This window comes from Gayadomonas joobiniege G7 (assembly GCF_000300815.1).
GTDB classification, from domain to species: domain Bacteria; phylum Pseudomonadota; class Gammaproteobacteria; order Enterobacterales; family Alteromonadaceae; genus Catenovulum; species Catenovulum joobiniege.
The window spans coordinates 69,457-89,512 of the sequence record NZ_AMRX01000008.1; the positions used below are offsets into that span (position 1 = coordinate 69,457).

A 20,056-nucleotide genomic window follows, 5' to 3' on the forward strand; every position below is an offset into this window, starting at 1 on the left:
GTAAAATTAAATTAATAACAGAGTAATAAAATTTCATGAAAATAAACGTGTTATTGAGCAGCCTAGTGCTGCTGACCGCCAATGTTAGTGGTACCCTGAGTGCGCATGAACATGGTCATACACAAGCAAAAGACCTAAGCAAACCGAACGTTATTTATATTTTATCTGATGATACCGGCTACGGTGATTTAGGAAGCTACAATCCTAACTCAAAAATACCAACACCGAATTTAGATAAAATGGCGGCTCAAGGGATCAGGTTCACCGACGCTCATTCGCCATCTTCAGTTTGTACGCCCACTCGGTATAGTGTTTTAACTGGGCGATACGCTTGGCGAAGCCGATTGAAAAAAGGGGTCCTATGGGGATATGATCCTGCGTTAATTGAAGATGGAAGGGAAACTCTAGCCTCGTTACTTAAACGTAGCGGTTATAATACGGTTGGTATCGGCAAATGGCATTTAGGATTAGGTGATCGTAAAAAGACGGATTACACGCAGCCATTAAGACCTGGTCCAGTCGACAATGGCTTTGATTATTATTATGGTATTCCAGCGTCTTTAGACATGTCACCGTATGTGTATTTTGAAAATGATAAAGTGGTAGAGCCACTTAGTAAAAAAATTGCAACGCATGGCAAACCAAGAGGTCAAGGGTTTTACGACGGAGAAGGGTATTGGCGCGGAGGCGCTATATCGGAAAACTTTAAACATATAGATGTAGTGCCGCATTTTACCGAAAAAGCAGCAAATTATATTAAGTCGCAAAAAGACAGCGATAAACCTTTCTTTTTATTTTTTCCTGTGCCAGCTCCGCATCAACCTTGGTTGCCAACCGACGAATTTAAAGGTAAAAGCCAAGTAGGTGCGTATGGTGATTTTATTAATCAAATGGACGCGTCAATCGGTCAATTAATGGCTGCTTTAGACGATGCGGAACTAACTCAAAATACCATTATAGTGTTTACCAGTGATAATGGTTCTCACTGGTACGAGCACGACACCAAAAAATATGGTCACTCGGCAAACTATATCTATCGCGGCCTGAAAGGCGGTGTATATGAGGGCGGACATAGGGTACCTTTTATTGTGCAGTGGCCTGCGGCGATCCCGGCTGGGCAGGTTTCAGATCAATTAGTTAATTTAACCGATTTTATGGCCACTTTGGCTGATATTACAGGAACTCAGTTAGCTGAAGATGCTGGCGAGGATAGCGTCAGTTTGTTGCCGATTTTAACGGGAAAACAAGCAGACAAACCAGTCCGTGAATCAACTATAGTGCACTCAGTATCTGGCATGTTTGCGATCTTAAAAGGGCCTTGGAAACTTATTGATGGTGCCACCTCAGGCGGATTTGGTGCTGGTAAACAAGATACAAAAAACTTGCCACCGATTCAGCTGTTCAATTTAGATAAAGATCCGTCGGAAACAACTAATGTTTACGACAAACATCCAAAAATTGTTAAAGAGTTATTATCAGATTTAGAGCGGATTAAAAACCAATCTTAGCTGCTAATTACCAATAACGATTAACCTTCTTCTAAACAGAGACAGGGACGTCTTTTTCCGTCAGATATTTGGTCAAAATGATGAAACTATTATCAAAAAAACGACTATCAAAACAGGTCAAAATTTTGTCTGTGTGTGCGCTTGGTTTTAGCAGTGTTTTTGCGCAATTTTTAGCACCCGCAGCAGCAAGTCAAGTTAAGCCCAATGTCATTGTAATATTTACCGATGATCAAGGGTGGGAAGATGTTGGTATTTATGGTGGTGACCATGTACTTACGCCTAATTTGGATCAAATGGCAAAAGAAGGTATTCAGCTGACCGATTTTTATGCCCCAGCCCCTTTGTGTTCGCCATCAAGAGCTGCGTTAATGACGGGGTCTTATCCGAGACGTGTTAATATGGCGACCGGATCCAATTTTCCCGTATTATTGGCCGGTGATGCTAAAGGGCTCAATCCAGCCGAAGTGACGATTGCCGAAATTATGCAGCAGGCCGGTTATGCGACAGGCATGTTCGGGAAATGGCATCTGGGTGATCAACCCAGTTTTTTACCAACCAAGCAGGGTTTTAAAGAGTTTTTTGGTTTGCCATATAGTCATGATATTTGGCCAAAACACCATCGACAGGAACACTTTAAGTTTCCGGATTTACCATTGTTAGACGGTGAGACCGTTATTGAATTAAATCCAGATCCACGCCAGTTAACCCGTCGTTTTACCGCCCGTGCGATTGATTTTATTAAGCGCCACAAAGATCAACCTTTTTTTCTTTATATGCCACAGCCGATGCCGCATGGTCCCTTATATGTATCGCCAGAGTTTACTGAGGGCGAGGGGCAAATGAGCATTCAAAAATTTGGTTTTACTGAAAAAGAGCTTAAAAAACGTAACCGAAAAGCGACTTATCCTTTAGTTGTTGCTGAATTAGACCATTCAGTTGGGCAAATTTTAAATACGCTTAAAACCTTAGGGATAGACCAAAAAACTCTGGTTATTTTCAGTTCAGATAATGGCCCTTCTGGACGCAAAAACTCTGACGGTACTGACCGGTTGTTAGCTGGCCATAAAACACAGACGTTAGAAGGTGGTATGCGGGTCCCGACTATTGCGCGTTGGCCCGGTAAAATTCCTGCCGGACAAGTGTCAAATGAAGTGGCGACACTAATGGATATCTTACCTACAGCTGCATATTTAGCAGGTGCCAGCTTGCCAACCGATAGAGTCCTTGATGGTAAAAATATTTGGCCGCTTTTATCCGGCCAGCAAGGGGCAAAATCGCCATATGAAGCTTTTTTTTATCACCGCGAAAATACTATAGAAGCGGTACGCGTTGGGGTTTGGAAGTTAGCAATAAAAGGCCAGCGCCCCGGGTTATACAATTTGTCTGAAGATCCATCTGAAAAGCAAAATGTGGCAAAAGATTACCCAAATAAAGTTATTGAATTAACCAAAAAAATTAATGAATTTAAACAAAATTTACAAATAAATGACGATGAGAGTTGCGGAAAGTGTCGACCCGCTGGTTATGTAGATGTCCCTGTTAATTTAATGTTTCAAAAATAACAAGGGACAGGCTGATTGTTCAGCTGAAGTTGACTAGTAGGAAATAAATGTTCACTCAGCGGACCAGCACTTTAATGATGATAATGCTGTAGTTAAATCGTGAATTATTTAACTTATCGTTAAGGTATACATAATTATTTTGGGGAATTAGCATGCGTAGCTATCGATATCCAGTTCTAAAACCGATAATTGGACGTTTAAATACTCTGTATAATAAATCTATCCTTCTGATTCTATTCAGTGTGTTCGGTTTATATAGTCAAACCGCCAATGCCGCAGGTGAGGGCATTGAGCCACCACCAGGTAACTGGACCTATTGTGCAACAGCACAGCAAGATTGTACTTTTGATGGCACTAAACAAGTGGCGTTTGGTTTAGATGGTAAATTCAACTATCAAGTGCATAGTGATGAGGTGTATTGCCATCCGTCAGTTTTTGGTGATCCTAAACCTGGCGTTCGAAAACATTGTTGGATCCGCAATGATATCTCTCATTTAACACCGCCGGCTGGTTTAAATTGGCAGTATTGCAGCCAGGAACAAACTGAATGTACATTCAGTGGCGAATATTCAGTAGCCTATGGTCGGGATGGACAGTTTAACATAGAAACTCATACCGATGGCGTGACTTGCGACAATAACGAATTTGGTGATGCTGCGCCAGGCAAATACAAACATTGCTGGGTTCGACCTGCGGGTACAGTTGATCCAGTTGGCCCAGAGGGAGACGATTGGGTTATTTGTGGCGGCGAAAACGCGACCTGCTATTTTAATGGTTATGCCGAAGTTGCTTATGGCCGACAAGGCAGCTTAGTTTATGGTACTTATTATAATGAAGTGGCATGTACCAATGCCGAGTTTGGCGATCCTGCGCCCGGTAAAGCAAAATATTGCTGGTTTAAAGAGGTCGATGTTGATAATACTGTGACACTAGACTTAGCCAATCCCGGTCAAGAGATCACCTTGATGGGTTCTGATATGGAACGTTCTCAGTTTTTTTTAAATAATGCTGCGAACTCACAAGAAATTTCTGATTGGGTATTTAAAGATATTCCATTTGATTACGCGCGCGTATCTTATGATAGAAAACAAGAATTGGTTGAAGGCGAGCCAAATCATGCGTTTTATGACCGTGCCATTTTGTCGATGAAAATGGTGCAGCAATCCAACCCTAATGTAAAGTTCTGGGCCACTTTAAAATCCGATTATGATGGTTATGGTACGGTGAATAATTTGCCTGATTGGGCATATACAGGCGGTGGTTATAACGGTGGCAGCTATGATCCAGAAGCATTAAATGTTGAAAAATATGCCCGTTTTTTAGCTGATTATTTGAAGATCATGAGTGATAATGGCGTTCCTATCAGTGTATTAAGTGTCGTAAAAGAGTGGACACAAGTCGTTTCATCGGAAAAAGAAATTGCTGTCATCGAAGAAATTAAGCGTTTATTAACGACCAGTGATTATATCGGTGTACCTGAACCAGAATTTTCTGGACCTTCCACATGGGGCACTAAACAAGCACTTAACGTATTACGACAGTATATTGCGCAAGACAAAGTGTCTTTGTTCAAAGGCATTTCTACTCACGCTTATGACGGTGCGGCTGAATCAGTATGGAAAGACCTAGTAACTGAAGCGAACGCAGTGGGCCTCGATGTTTGGCATACAGAAACAGGGTTAGGCACAGGACCTACTTCAGGTGTTGAACTGGATATAAATGCACCTATTAATCGTTTTTCAAGCCGAGCTAGATGGTATCGCGCTGGAATGCAAGGTGAGCTCTTTTTTGAACCTTGGTCACGCGGGGTTAACCGTGAAACTCGCATGATTTATTTTAAAAATGGTCAAGTGGGACAAAAATACCGAGCTTATTACATTATGAAATTGTTCGGCAATAACGCGCCTGAAGGATCTCAATATATCCCAACCCAGCTGACAGGTTTAGCTGAAACGGATGCGATGGCGTTTAGAAACGGCAATAAAGTGATTTTATGGTTAATGAATGGCGCTGAAATTGCTCATACAGATACCACTTTCTATTTTAATGGTGAAGCATTAAGTAGTGATCAGATTGAACAGGTAACTTGGACAAATGATACCACGGCTGAAGGTTTATCTTCATCTTACGGATCAACAGATTCAAGTACTTTGGAAACTGTCATTGAGCCTAAATCAGTCAATGCGTACATTTTTACCCTATACGAAGCAGTCGCTGGCGATTTAGATGAGGATGGTGAAGTTACACAAGCAGATATAAGTGCTTTTATCAGCGTAATGGGTACAAAAGAAGGGGATGCCGAATTTAATGCAGCCGCCGATTTTGATGCCGATGGCCTAATTTCGCGTCGAGATTACAGTTACATCTATAATTTATATCGTTCACGTTAGTCACTCAACCAAGATGGCTGTGTAAATCACAGCCATCATCATTTTGAAACCTTATTATGAACACCTTAAATACTCTTTTTGACAAGCCCATGAGAAAACTCTTTTTACCGAGAGCTTTAGTTTTAACCACTACCTTGGTTACATTGAATACTGCTTTGGCCGGTTCCTTGGAACAATCAAATGCTCAACCATCAAAACTTTATTTTAATGCCCCGGCGCAGGTTGATATAAAACCTAAAGCGAATGATGATGCTAAAACTCGTGGTAAAACCTTTATGGGTGAAGCTTTGGCGCTAGGCAATGGGCGTTTGGGCGTTATGTTTTCAGGAGGCGTAGAAGCCGAATATCTAGTGATGAATGAAATCACCTTATGGATGAATAGCGTTCGGGGTTTAGATAAAACCGCACAATCAGGTACGCGAATTGGCGCTTATAAACATCTAGATACTGTTCGAAAAGCAGCCCGTGAACGTCATTTTGGCCGTCGTAACGACTCAGTAGAAGCATTGGGCAGTAAATATCTAGCAACGCAAAAGCCTTTAGGTAATTATGCACCTTTTGCTGATTTAAAAATTCAAACTGGCCATAGAATAGATGAAAGTAAAAATTATCGTCGTGAGTTAGATATACAATCTGGTATCGGTCGCGTTTTTTATCAAATAGACGGTGTAAACTATCAGCGTGAATATTTTTGTAGTCATCCGGATGATCTATGTGTAGCAAAGTTTACCGCTGACCGAAATGCCCTCAATTTAACCGTTAGCGCCTACACAGCTCATCAAAATTACCAGGTTACCAGCCAAGAGAATCAGCTCACGTTATTGGGCCATTCCCCGATGCAAGCTGGTAAAGACATAGAGTTTAGCCAAACCGCACAGATTATCCATAAAGACGGACAAATAACTCAATTAAAGGATAAACTGAAAATAAATAATGCTTCGGAAGTGATTTTTTATATTTCTGGTTTTACCGATTATTTACCGAACTATCCAAATTTTAACGGCCGCGATCACCTTGCAGAGAATAAACAAACCTTATCGGCAGCGGTTAATAAAGGCTATGAGCAAGTTAAAAAAGATCATCAATCAGACTTTAGCGGGTTAATGGATAGAGTTTCATTAAACTTAATGGCGGATTCAAAGCCCATTTCGACTGTTCAACTGGCTGCGCATGGCGATCCTTTATTTTTATACAAATTGTATTTTGATTATGCGCGCTATTTACATATTAGCTCATCGAGAGATGCGCCTGTACCGAGCAATTTACAAGGCCTGTGGAATACACTTGAAGCACCGCCATGGCGTTCGGATTACCACACAGATATTAATATTCAAATGAATTATTGGTTAGCTGAAACCACTAACTTAAGTGAAACCTTCACCCCCTTTTTGCGTTGGTTAGACGTGGTTGCTGAATCAGGTCGTTATACAGCCGCGGAAACGTTTGGCGTAAATAAAGGCTGGAGCATAGGTTTAAACGGTAATGTTTACGGCTTTACTGCACAAAACGAACATGGTCGGCGTATGCAGCAGGGCGGGCACTGGGTGGCCCAGCATTTGTTTGAGCATTATGCATTTAACCCGAATCTTAAATACTTGCAGCAGGCCTACCCAATTTTAAAAGGGGCTTGCGACTTTTTTGCCGGACACCTGGCTCCCTGGAAAGATGGTAGTTTATTGGTATATCCAACCTGGTCACCAGAAAATCACTTTTTAGACAAACAGTACGGGCGTTTAAATAAACAAGCTTGGGGCGCCAGTTACGACCAACAGTTGTTAGTTAATCTATTTACTGATTGTATTCAAAGCGCGCTAATCCTAAATACAGATCAGAAGGCACAAAATCTGTGGCGACAACTGATAGCGAAATTAACACCACAAAAAATTAACGCCGATGGGGTGATCCAAGAGTGGCCAGAAAATTATGACGATCCAGAAAATACTCACCGTCATTTATCTCATTTAATTGCGCTACACCCTGGCCGTGATTTTTCACCCTTGACCACACCTGAACTTGCTCGCGCCAGTAAAAAGGTGCTGATAAATCGCGAGTTGCGGGGATTTTGGGCCGGTGCTTGGCGCGCTGCGCTTTGGGCACGATTAAGAGACGGGGACCAAGCACTCAGTTATTACCATGATGTGGTCTATAAAATGGACGCGATCAATTTATTTAATGGTGATCCTTGGCAAATAGATGCTAATCTAGGCGCTGGTGCTGCCGTTGCTGAAATGTTATTGCAGAGTCATTTACGCAGTATAGATCCAAAAGCCAAAAGCATCAAAGATGCCGCTTTTGTTGCTTATAAAGCCGACCCGAATAATGCGGGTGACTATGTCCCGGTATCACCGCCAGAATCATTGGCGGATGCTCCGTACATCCTTGATTTGCTGCCAGCGCTGCCGTCGCAATGGGCAAAGGGATCAGTAAAGGGTTTAAAAGCCAGAGGTGGCTTTGTTGTTGATCTAACTTGGCGTGATCAGCAATTGACAGAAGCTCGGATTAGCGCGTCTCAAGACGGGGCATTTAGGCTGTATCATAACGGGTTTTTATCTAAAACCCTGCAGTTAGAAAAAGGAGAGGTTTATATATACAAACCTTAGGCGCTCGTTTGTGATTTAAATAAATACAGGTCCTTTTGTTTTATTGCTGAGTCAACATTTAATTTTATTTTTGTTTACAATTTTAAATTTAAATGTATACAATCATATGTATGATGAGTTATTAAGTGATAAAACTAAAAGGTACCTTATGAGCTTTCAATTTAATCAAATTGCCGGTGCACTTGCTGTGTTAGGCTGGCTAACGGCCTGTAGTGACCCGAATACGGATAACAATAACAGCCAAGCGAGTGAAACGGCACAAAGCACCTCTAAACCCCCTGTCTCGGTGATAAACGCTGAGCCGTCGTCAAATGATGCACTTGTCCAAGTGGTAGATTTTGAAAACCTTGATAAACAAGCAATAGCGCTAACTAATGTCAGCGGCCAGCGAGTCTCTGCGCTTGGTGTTAGCGAAGGAAAGTATGCTTATCAGCTTACGTTTGATGCGTCCGAGCCTGAACATGAAGCCGTCATCAAAGCCAAAACTAAATGGGATTGGAGTAAGCTGGGTAATATTAATTTGGCGTTAGATATTAATAATCCGAAAGAGGTCTCGGCTTTTATTTATCTTGTTGTCATTGATCATTCCGGCAAATCACACCGCCGTGGTATTAGTATCCCAGCCAATAGCACTGCAACCTATTATGCTTTATTAAAAGGTCCACAACTTGATTTAGATAGCGGCTTACGCGAAGACCCTAAATCTTGGCCATCTGATGACAAAAAAATGTTTTGGTTAAATGGCAATAAACAGTTAGATTTAGCCAATGTTAAAGCGATTAAAATTGAAATGGGATCGACTTCCGAAGATAAAACCATTGTTGTTGATAACATTAGAATCCGTCAAAACCCAAGTTTTAATACTGCGTATCTGGAAGGGCTTGCCGATAAGTTTGGTCAAAATGCAAAATTTGAATTTGCCGAAAAAGTTAAAAGTGATAGCCATATTAAAGCCCTTGCAGAAGCTGAAATTGCACAGCTAAATAAAGAAGGCCCGATGGCAGATAGGACTGAGTACGGAGGGTGGAAAAGTGGCCCTAGATTAGAAGCGACAGGGTATTTTAGAACTGAAAAATATAAAGGTAAATGGTGGATTGTTGACCCTGAAGGGGCATTATTCTTTTCATCTGCGTTGGCAAATATACGTATCGCAAATACCACTACTTTAACGGGTATTGACTTTAAAGATGATTCAGTCAGGTATCGAGATCCAGAAGATGTTACACCAGAAGACTCATTGGGGATCCGGCCTGTCTCCAAAGCGGCTCAAAAAACACGTTACATCGCCTCAGAGGTTAGACATAAGATGTTTAACGAGTTACCGGATTATGATGACCCTCTGGCCAATCATTATAGTTACCGAAGATCAACTCACAAAGGCCCATTACCACATGGTGAAACATTTAGTTTTTATCAAGCTAACTTAGAGCGTCGCTATGGTGAGACTTACCCAGATTCATATCTAGATACTTGGCGAGACGTAACCATAAAAAGGTTTAAAAATTGGGGATTCACATCAACCGGTAACTGGACAGACGCAAGTTATTATCAAATGAATAGAATCCCATATTTTGCAAATGGTTGGATCATTGGCGACTATAAAACGGTTGAATCTGGCGGTTATGTTTGGTCCCCCATGCCAGATCCTTTTGATCCTGAGTTTAAACGCAGAGCAGAATTAACCACGCAAGTAATAGCAGAAGAAGTCAAAAATAATCCTTGGTGTATCGGTGTATTTGTCGACAACGAAAAAAGCTGGGGCAATGTCAATAATGTTAAATCGCATTACAGCATTCCAATGAATACCATGGGCTTAAAAGATTCAGAAAGCCCCACCAAAGCGGTATTTACTGGACTATTGAAAGACAAATATGCTGACATAAAAGCGTTAAACAAAGCATGGGAAACCGCGTATGACTCTTGGCAAGTGGTGGAACAAGGCGTTGAAATCAAGCATTTAAATGATGCGGTTTTGGCTGATATGTCCTCTATGTTATACACCTACGCAGAGCAGTATTTTAAAATTGTCCATGATGCGTTAGAAAAAGTATTGCCAAATCATATGTATATGGGCGTTCGTTTAACCATGTGGGGTAAAAATCCAGAGGTGATTCAAGCGTCTAAAAAATACGTGGACATTATGAGTTACAACTCGTACCGCGAAATTTTGCATGAAAAAGATTGGGCTTATCTAGCTAAATACGATAAACCTTCGATTATTGGTGAGTTTCATATGGGCGCAAACAGTGATACAGGCCTTTACCACCCGGGTTTGATTCATGCAGAAGATCAAAAAGACAGAGCTAGAATGTATCAATTGTACATGCACAGTGCGATCGATAACCCATATATTGTTGGGGCCCACTGGTTCCAGTACTTAGATTCACCGCTAACCGGCCGCGCCTATGATGGTGAAAACTATAATACGGGTTTTGTCACCATTGCTGATATCCCATATAAAACCATGGTTAATAAAGCAAAAGAGATAAATAGCAATTTATATCCGCGCAGAATGAAAGCGTCAACTGACTAATCTCAGTGCGCACCTTTTGATCGGTTAAATGTTATTAAAAAAGGGCCAATTATTGGCCCTTTATCGTTTTTAGTTTGGAAACACGTTATGAAATTTATCTATTTATTACCGCTCGCCTTGATACCTCTGGGTCTAATAGGATGTCATAGTAAGCCCGAGCCTAGTCATTATGCTCATCATCAAACGGAATATTTTGAGCAACTCAAACACAACAAAGTAAAATCTGATGATATGGTTAATTGGAAAAATATTGGCCCAGGCATGTCGGGTTACAATGAAGAATTATGGACTCATCCTGATGATCCCAATGTGATCTTGATGGGGCCTGATATGCATGTTGCTTATGGTAGCTGGGATCAATCCGTATGATCCTGAAGCATTTAAAAAAGGTTGGTACGATGAACAATTAGGCTTTCGTCTGAGCCATATCGCAGTTGACCCGAGTAATGATTCAGTTTGGTATGTAGGGGCTGGCGATTTTTGGAACGTTAAAGAAAATCATAGATCAAAAAACAAACTCACGGGCAATCAGCTTAGTTATGCAGATTATGTTTATATTTTAAAATCAGCTGATAAAGGTAAAACTTGGCAAAAAATAAGCAATGGCTTGCCAGATGATTTAGACGTTGGTCAAATTCTGGTTGATCCACGTCAGTCAAATACTCTGTTAATGTTAACGAATCATGGTTTAATGGAAAGCTTAGATGCAGGTTTAAATTGGCACAAAAAGCAAACTATTGGCTTACCTAATGAACGGCCGAGGGATTTAACTTATCACTATAATGAAAAAACTGGCGAATACACACTCTATTTAGTTGAGCAAACCTTTTATCACCCAGATGGAGATTCAATTAAAGCGACCGGCGGTGTTTTTAAAAGTACTGATGGTGGTGCCAGTTGGCTGGACTTAACGGGCAATCTTGCGTTTGATTTATCAAAATTAAACTACAAAACAGAGGTTTATCGTTATTATCGAGCTATCGCGCACTGGTTTTCTATCAGCTGGAATCAAGCAAAAAAACAATTTCCAGTGCTCCCAGATGCAGCCCTACCTGTTTTCAACCGACTGGTGGTTAATCCCCAAAATCCGGATGAAATTTATCTAACTTACAACAAAAAACATGACAGAAGTTTTGGCCCCGGCCACGTATGGCGAACATTAGACGCTGGTAAAAGCTGGCATGTGGTAGCCCGTGAGGGCGCGTATTGGCATCAGTTGCCGGAGCAAGATAAGGCTTATTGGCAATCACGCGGCAATCCGGTTAAACCTAATGTTGAATTTGCGCACGTACAAGCTTATATGGATGTTCATCACGAACAACAGGGGAATCGTTTATTAAACATTAACTCTAATGGCGAATTATTTATCAGTGTTGCGCAGCAAACTCAGATGTCAGATGATAAAGGCGCAAATTGGCGGCAAATAGATGATATCCAAGTTTCTGCTGGTAAGAACCTGTGGGTTGGACGAGGGAATAGTGATCTGCCAGGTCGGTTTATGCTGCATAGTACAGGGATCAAAGATCGTCGTTTAATGGCGAGTGGAGAGCATGGATTATGGCAAACAGTCGTGGTTGATGGTATCTCTGATAAACAAGCGGTTGCGATGAAACAAATTGAAGGGCAAGTCAATATCGATGGCATGGTCTCTATTTCAACGGTCGCTGTGCATCCAAAAAATCCAGACATTATTTACATCACTGCTTGGCGACAGGATCACAGAGGCCAATTGAGACGGTCAACCGATGGTGGCAAAAGCTGGGAAAATATTTCAACCATTTTAAAGGTCAACGAACAAAGACGAAGTGACCTCGGGCAGGTTGTTCAAGGGCCACCTGGGCTGATCCCGGCTCAAAATAGCCTATTAATAGATCCAGTGAATTCAGATAACATGTATCTGGCCGTGACACTAGATGCGTTTTCAGAAATATACCGTGCGCCACGTCGTAAACCTACGGTTGGTGGTTTTGGCGTCATGAAATCAACTGATGGTGGTTATAGTTGGCAGGTCAGTAACAAAGGCTTTCATCCACAAGCGAGCATTCGCATGATTGCACTCGACCCAAACAATTCAAAGGTCTTGTATGCCGCGGCAAGCGATGAAAATGGTGGTCTGTACAAGTCAATTGATCAGGGTAGCAGCTGGCAAAAAATGAAAATACCGGAACAAATATCGAGTGTTAACCATGTGTTTATTGATGCCAATAGTGCAGATATATATATCAGTGCAGGTGGTTTTTATCACGGTGACTATGAGCAAGGTGGTGCATGGCGCAGTAGCGACCAAGGTAAGAGTTGGCAGCAGATTTTTAAAGCTCCCCTGGTATTGCAATTGGAGTCGTCACCAGTTGATAAAAACATCTTATTATTGACGGCTGGTAATCAGATGAATACAGAGGTCAAATTTACAAATCCCGGACTGTATCTATCACTAGATGCTGGTCGCAGCTGGAAAAAAATCAATAATAACTTATCAAATTACGACAAGATAATTGATGCTAAACCGGATCCCTATAATGCGAATGTGCTTTGGGCCGCAGGTTGGGGCAGTGGCTGGTATGTTGGTTATATTAATGGGGCAAATGGCCAAGCATGGCACGAATAGGATACGTGCAAGCTAAGTGTTTATTCCCATTGATCTAATAAAAAAGGCTTCTAACGAAGCCTTTTTGTTTTAAGGGATGTTAAACCCTAATATTTGTTTTGTTAAACAATTATTTTTCGGTTTTTATTTCATCACCAAATCGACGCTGATAAATTTCGCCATTGATTTCTCTGGCGGCATCAATCATGGCATTGTAAGGTACGTCAGCAACAGTGACAAAACCAACATTGTAGTTTTCGCCATCATAGGCTCGTCCTGTGATGGGTGAATCTATATATTGGAACCAGTGCGCACCAACAAAATAGTCATTATCTATGACTGAACGCATATACTCTTTATACATACGGGCTCTGTCTTTTTGATCGGTCGCTGCTATTAATCCCGGATGGAAAAAGCCTGACGCCGTGGTGCCAAAATGATATTCGCCGATAACAGCTGGCATATCCAATTCTTTTAAAAATTCCCAAGTGGACGGAATTAAACCTTCTTTATATAGATTTATACTCAATACATCGACGTATTCTGAGGCTGCTTTAACCACAGGTGCTGGCATGCCCCAGCCAGCAAAACGAACGCCCATATACAGATGATTGGGTAGATACTTAGCGAGTGCGCCATCAACCACTTTAAAATACTGTTTTGCGTACAAATACAATAAGTTTTCAAAATCAGCAATGCGCGTTTTATTAGAAGGTTTAGTATCAAAACCACCTTTTTGGAATGCCTCCCAAGACTCAAGTGATAATCCCCAAGCTTGGTTTAATTTGTTTATGCTACCGTATTGCGCTTTAAGCGTTTGGGTAAACATATTTTTAGTGGGCACATCGGCTCCGTCTCGGTTCAAGGTATGAATGACTATGCCAAGCTCACTTTCTGGGCTACCTGGACGACCCCAGCTTTTTTCGTTATCAACAAATACCCCAACGCACCAAGGGCTGCCTTTTACTTCATCCGCAACCACTTTAAGCGTTACGTCTGCGCGTTCGGCAAACTTAGGGTCAAATACATCGGGTAAAGGCGACCAAAAATCATTTCCGCTTGAAACTGTTTTAAAATCACCAATGATCCAACCATTGGCAAAATAGGGCATTTTTTTGTTTTCGTAAAAAACTGGATCCACCCAGTTGCCAAATGATGTAAAGCCCCAGCTGCGCATTCGATCTAAAGTGACTTCCGCCCAATCATTAACGTATGAATAAGGACTGGTTTCGCCGTATTTACGCTCCAAGTTAGCCATATAAAAACTAAATACTTCACCATGCTCAATTGGCCCTGAATGCACTTCACGGCGATAACCGTAGTTGCCCGCTAACGGATCGTCATAACTTGGTAACCATTGAAACATATTTTTACGGGTCTCAGAGACCAAGTGACGTGTTGGAATCGCTTCAGGTGGTGGCGTATTTAAACCCTCTGAATCTTCTGGTGTCACATCATCGGCCGAACGCTGTTTGATTTTGTCTTTCGCAAAATCATAGCCTGTGACTGTGGTGGTATTAGACATACGTACATTGGCAATGCCAGAGGTAAAAAAGATATATCCGTCAGGATCAATCAATGACCATTTATCGCCAATTTTTTGCGTTCTAAAGTAACCAGTTGCCTCAAATTTAGGACCTGCTTTCCAGCCACTATATCGAGAGCGGCCCTCTAACATTTCGCCATGATTAAGGCGCGCCAGCTCTTTATTTTTAAATTCGATCAGCTGTTCAGTTGAATGGACTTTTTCTTCAAATTCTTGTTTTGAAGATTGGCCAAATTTATCAACAATACCAACTAAATAATCAGGGTTAAGTTTAGGATTGGGCCGGATACGGATATTGTCTATGATGAGTTCTTTGTTACGAAGGTTATGCTCTAGTGACAGGCTGATTTTTTTAATGCCTTTTAGATTCAGGTTTTTATTGCCCCACATCCAAACGAATTGAACTTCATCTGAGTCCCAAGTAGGTGGGTTAGATCGCAAGCCAGAACTTAAATTAAGTTCAACATTATCGCCTAAATCAGAGTCTGGGCTGCCAACATCATGACCTGCCATTTTTGAATAATAAGTTTTAGCGGGTCCAACAGGCACAACAATTGAGCGGGTATAATTACTGCCATCTATGTCCGTTACACCAAGTTTTAAAAATACCGAAACATCCCCTTCGTTTGCCATATCAAATGCAATATTAAAGCTATCGTATTGGCTCCAATCCCAGGGTGTTTCAGGTTCAAAACTGATGGATGCGTATGGCTTGTTGGCTGAGTTAAAATGAACTTTTAAGGCATTTTTCCCTTCAGTCACGCCATGATTAGAAATGATTTCGCCTGTTGCATTACCAAACTTTATCGTGTTTGGAATTTGCCCTGTTTCAAAGTTGTACAGTATCTCTGTAACCTTTGATTTATCTGAGGTTGTCGCTTGATTTTTGGCTTTACTCTCTTGTTGAGACACTGAATCTTGTGGATTTTGCGTAGCGTCAGAACAAGCAGTTGCAAATGCGCAACTCGCTGCAATAACAGACCATTTAAATAGATTAGGATTTGCTTTCATATTAACAATTCACTCTGGTTTATTGGTGATTGTTAACAATTGTATAGATTTAATTAACTAATTTGAAGCTTTATTTTGCAAGTTAATTATTCGTCATAAAATGCGGTGCTAAGTTTGGCATGGTTAAAATTGTTTGCCTTTGATAAAAAGAGTGAGTGAACATTTATTCCCATTAGTCGTTTAATAATCACAGCGACTAATGGGTGGTGTTAAAAACATGCTTTAATGTTTAGCTTATTTCAAACCACTTTCAATTTGACTTAAACTAACACCAAATACCTTTAAAGCAACTTGGTTAAGCTGATTCCTTTCGCCTTTTATATGAAAACTTTGATGTAGGTGTTCATATGATTGACCCGGCGCAAGCGCTAATGCTGGGCTAGAGGTTTCAATTTCATAAAAAGGCCCTAACATGCCACCATCAACCGGCCCATCATTGTAGCTATTAATGGCATCACCAACAAATGGGTCTTCTTGTTTTTGCCAAGACGAATTAACATAGTCGGCTGGACCCTGCGGTTGATTATAACGGGTAATGGTTAATACTTGTTTTTGTGCATCCCAACTACCGGCAATGCCTAAACTACGGGCGTGGTTAATACCGATTTTGCTGCGATACTTGCCATCCGCAGAAAAATAGATGACGCCCTTATCTGCAACTAAACGTTCGCTTGGCACTTGACCAAAATAATCATCTTTTACGATTTCAGCGTCCGCATCGCTTGGGGTTTCATTGTATGGGATCACGACCGTTGTTTCTGGGCCGTGATTTAACATACCTAAGATCCAAATAGACGGCATACCTGTGTTTTGGCTCCAGCTAAAATCTCCGTCATTGGTGATGGTATTGCGACTTTCGTATGCCACGACCGACAACTTGTTTAAGTCTTCGATATTAAAAATGTCTGCCAGCGCCTGTGGTGATAATAAATTAACCGTACGGGTAATGGCTAAATTAAATTCAGTGCCGGACCAGTTAGTTAAGCTTTCGCTATGGTTAAAAGTGACACTATTTGCTGTCTGCGCTGAGACCTGCCAGGGTTTGGTATCAATAAAGGCTGGGACTTTCCATTGTGCAAAGGTAAACTCGCTACCGGGTTTAAAATACCAAGAAAATTGACCACCTTCTGGACCGATCCAAAATCTGTCGGCACCGCCAAAAGCGTAAAGATGCTGGGTTAAGCCTTCACGTTCGGCTTCTGGTTTAATCCCTTGTTCTATTAATTTATAATTCAACCAACCAAAACTATCACCTTGGCCAGTTGTTGCGGTCATGATACGACCCTGCCAAGCAGGCACTACGGCTAACGCGGCACCGCTTTCGGCATCTTTAAGGATCAGGGTTTCAACATGATTTTGTAAAAATTGAATGTCTTTAGTGAAAGCATCAGTGCTTTTATTCGTGTTCGCTGGCAGCACAGGTTTTTGCTTTTCAGATGGTTCTACCTTTGTTTCTGCGCCTTTTGGCCCGCCATTTGTTTGTGTATCTTGACAGCCCGTTAGCGATAGAGAAGCAGCTAAAATGCCGGCTGCAATCATGGTTAGCTTTTTAGTTTTCACGTGTTTATCCTTTTTGATTCATTGCTTGTTTTGTTAGTTACGCCACCAAGCGTCTATTTTTTGTGGGTTTGGCATTGGTGGTTCACTGGACCGCCAAAACCTTAATTGCATTAAATAAGCCTTATTTTTAATGTGTATTTTTATTTATAATTATACTAATTTTATCGTATATTGCATGTTATGCAAATATTATATTTATGTAACTTTAATTGTATCTTGTTTAAGCCCTTTATTAGCCGAGAATATTATGATGACACGCATTTTTAAAACCGTTTATTTATGTTTATATATGAGCTTTACCTTTGTACAGGCGAGCGATAAACCTAATATAGTGGTTTTATTTGCCGATGACATGGGGATTGGAGAGGTGAAATCACTGAACCCCGAACGAGGTAAAATTTTAACCACCAATATTGATCAATTAGCTCGTACCGGCATTACTTTTACTGATGCTCATACCGCTTCATCTGTTTGCACTCCTTCTAGGTATGCATTATTGACTGGGCGGTATGCATGGAGAACGCGGTTACAAAGTGGAGTGACGACCGGTTATGCAGATCCGCTGATTGCAGACGATCAATTAACTTTGGCTAAAATGTTAAAAACGGAAGGCTATCGAACGGCTATTTCAGGTAAATGGCACTTAAATTTTAATTATTATTTTGAGGGAAAAAAATTACTTAAACCTAAAAATAAACAGAGTCCACCTATTAATAGTTATATTCCAGACGGCCCAATAAGTAGAGGGTTTGATGAATATTTTGGTTTCCATCATGCCCGAGATATGCAAACGCTTATCCATAATGACCGCGTTATTGAGCATATTAACGTGGTTGATATGTTACCGAGAACCACTGAATATGCGGTGGATTTTATAAATAAAAATGCATCAAACGCAAAAAATGGAAAACCATTTTTTTTATATATGGCGTTTGGATCGCCGCATACACCAATAGTGCCGAGTAAAGAATGGATCGGGAAAAGTGGTTTAGGAAAATATGGCGATTTTGTCATGATGACAGATGCTATGGTCGGAAAAATTGTTGATGCCATTGATAAAGCAGGTTTATCCAAGGATACCCTTATCATTTTCAGCTCTGATAATGGCACCTCTAAAGCGGCTGATGTTAAATCTCTTATTGAGCAAGGACATTATCCAAGCGCGCATTTACGTGGATTAAAATCTGATCTCTGGGAGGGCGGACATAGAGTTCCATTTATCTTACGCTGGCCCGCTAAGCAGGGTAACGGCAATAGAATACAAAAGGGTTTAATTGGCCTTACGGATGTATTCGCGACGCTTGCTGATATCTTGGAGGTAAAATTAGATCATCACCAGGGTGAAGATAGCATAAGTTTTTATCCGTTAATAAAAGGTGAAGATGCTCAGAGCGCGCGCCATGCAATAGTGCATCATTCGATTTATGGTAAATTTTCGATTCGGCAGGGAAACTGGAAATTGCTATTGGCACCAGGTTCGGGCGGCTGGAGTACACCGAATGATAAACAAGCAAAACAGCAAAAGATGCCAAAAGTACAGTTATATAACTTATCAACTGATGTCTCAGAACGTACTAACATAGCGCAACAATATCCAGCGAAGGTCACTGAATTGATTAATTTACTCAAAGATTATGTGAATAACGGCCGCAGTACGCAGGGCCCTATATTAAAAAATGATACGCAGGTTGATATCTGGAAAGATAATCTTTAATTAAGGCCAAAAAAAACGCATTAAATTCAAAGATTACTTTATGCTCAACAAGGAGTTATACTAATGATGTTTTTTTTAATTAAAGCGGCTGGGTAATTAACTGGTCGCCGCAGTGTTTAATCCATGTTGGGACCCGCATGACGTCAGAAAAAACTTATCTATTCAAGCACTCTGTCAATCGAATGTTATCGCAGATACAAGCATTGAGTGGCAAAGAACTGGTTATGCCAAATGACATACAATTAACGAATCAATTGAATATTAGCCGCACTACGGTAAGAAATTGTGTTGATTATCTTATCGGGCAAGGCATCATAGAACGACAAGGTTCTAAAAAAGTGGTTTTACGAAAACCAACAGATTCAGATTTTTTTAATATTAAAAATTCAACGTCAAGTAAAGATCAACTGATCGAAAAGTACTTTTTAAATCTTATCAATACAGGCCAACTCGTACCGGGTGATCGTTTTTCTGAGCTGAGTTTAGCGCGGGATTCGGGGTGCACAACCATTAGTGTTCGTGAGTTTCTAATTAAGTTCTCTAATTCTGGTTTAATTAAAAAAAATCCACGTGGCCGCTGGCAAATGGTTGAGTTTGATGAATCTTTTGCCCGTGAGCTAATTGCTTTTCGTGAGATGGTGGAATTAGATGCGTTAAACAAGTTATTGACAGTACCTAAAGATCATTCGCTCTGGCAGGACTTGGTCACTTTATTAGATAAACATCTGGCGTTAAAAGCAGACTTAAAAAATAGTTACCAGCGTTTTCCTGACTTAGATAAAGAAATGCATTATAAACTGCGTGAGCATATGCCTAACCGATTTACCGATCAGTTTTACGATATAGTTTCTTTTATCTGTCACTATCATTATCAATGGGACAAACAAGGTGAATACGAGCGTTTTAGTGTGGCGATTGATGAACATATCGATTTTTTAAATCATTTAATTGTTGGCAATCATGCGGGCGCTATCTTGAGCATGAAGAGACATTTAGAATCTGCAGAAAAAACCTTGATGCGATGTGTGCATGGCCTAGAAGTTTAATC

The 20,056-nt window shown here is 40.9% G+C and carries 11 protein-coding genes; 9 read left to right on the forward strand and 2 right to left on the reverse strand.

The annotated features are described in order from the left end of the window. Window positions 1-35 precede the first annotated feature (35 nt). From C727_RS0115130 to C727_RS18670, 7 genes are all read left to right on the forward strand, one after another. Window positions 36-1,508: a sulfatase family protein gene (locus tag C727_RS0115130; RefSeq protein WP_017446497.1), complete on the forward strand. Its 1,473-nt coding sequence runs from the start codon at window positions 36-38 to the stop codon at window positions 1,506-1,508. An 80-nt stretch (window positions 1,509-1,588) separates the two neighbouring features. Then, on the forward strand, window positions 1,589-3,070 hold the full coding sequence (locus C727_RS0115135; RefSeq protein WP_017446498.1) for a sulfatase family protein: 1,482 nt from the start codon (window positions 1,589-1,591) through the stop codon (window positions 3,068-3,070). Window positions 3,071-3,222: 152 nt separating this feature from the next. Next, window positions 3,223-5,460: a dockerin type I domain-containing protein gene (locus C727_RS0115140; protein ID WP_017446499.1), complete on the forward strand. Its 2,238-nt coding sequence runs from the start codon at window positions 3,223-3,225 to the stop codon at window positions 5,458-5,460. Between the two features lie 89 nt (window positions 5,461-5,549). After that, complete coding sequence (locus tag C727_RS0115145) at window positions 5,550-8,060, forward strand: glycoside hydrolase family 95 protein (protein WP_155949278.1); 2,511 nt, start codon at window positions 5,550-5,552, stop codon at window positions 8,058-8,060. Between the two features lie 148 nt (window positions 8,061-8,208). Beyond that, window positions 8,209-10,593 carry a beta-galactosidase gene (locus tag C727_RS0115150; protein WP_155949279.1) on the forward strand — a complete coding sequence of 795 codons (2,385 nt, stop codon included), beginning with the start codon at window positions 8,209-8,211 and terminating at the stop codon, window positions 10,591-10,593. Between the two features lie 87 nt (window positions 10,594-10,680). Next, window positions 10,681-10,962, forward strand: coding sequence for a hypothetical protein (locus tag C727_RS19170; RefSeq protein WP_051008764.1), 282 nt, complete (start codon window positions 10,681-10,683; stop codon window positions 10,960-10,962). Continuing rightward, window positions 10,928-13,198: a WD40/YVTN/BNR-like repeat-containing protein gene (locus tag C727_RS18670; RefSeq protein WP_081579240.1), complete on the forward strand. Its 2,271-nt coding sequence runs from the start codon at window positions 10,928-10,930 to the stop codon at window positions 13,196-13,198. The genes C727_RS19170 and C727_RS18670 overlap by 35 nt, the downstream gene beginning before the upstream one ends. Window positions 13,199-13,307: 109 nt before the next feature. Here the strand turns inward: C727_RS18670 and C727_RS0115160 are convergent, their stop codons facing one another. After that, entirely contained in the window at window positions 13,308-15,734 is a 2,427-nt protein-coding gene (locus tag C727_RS0115160) for a hypothetical protein (protein ID WP_017446502.1), read from the reverse strand. Between the two features lie 234 nt (window positions 15,735-15,968). Further along, complete coding sequence (locus C727_RS0115165) at window positions 15,969-17,294, reverse strand: DUF6786 family protein (protein ID WP_017446503.1); 1,326 nt, start codon at window positions 17,292-17,294, stop codon at window positions 15,969-15,971. A gap of 247 nt (window positions 17,295-17,541) precedes the next feature. Between C727_RS0115165 and C727_RS0115170 the strand changes: the two genes are divergently transcribed. Both C727_RS0115170 and C727_RS0115175 read left to right on the forward strand, forming a co-directional pair. Next, a complete protein-coding gene (locus C727_RS0115170; protein WP_237742359.1) occupies window positions 17,542-19,008 on the forward strand; it encodes a sulfatase family protein in 1,467 nt (488 codons plus the stop codon). A 137-nt stretch (window positions 19,009-19,145) separates the two neighbouring features. After that, window positions 19,146-20,054: a GntR family transcriptional regulator gene (locus C727_RS0115175; RefSeq protein WP_017446505.1), complete on the forward strand. Its 909-nt coding sequence runs from the start codon at window positions 19,146-19,148 to the stop codon at window positions 20,052-20,054. Window positions 20,055-20,056 lie beyond the last annotated feature (2 nt).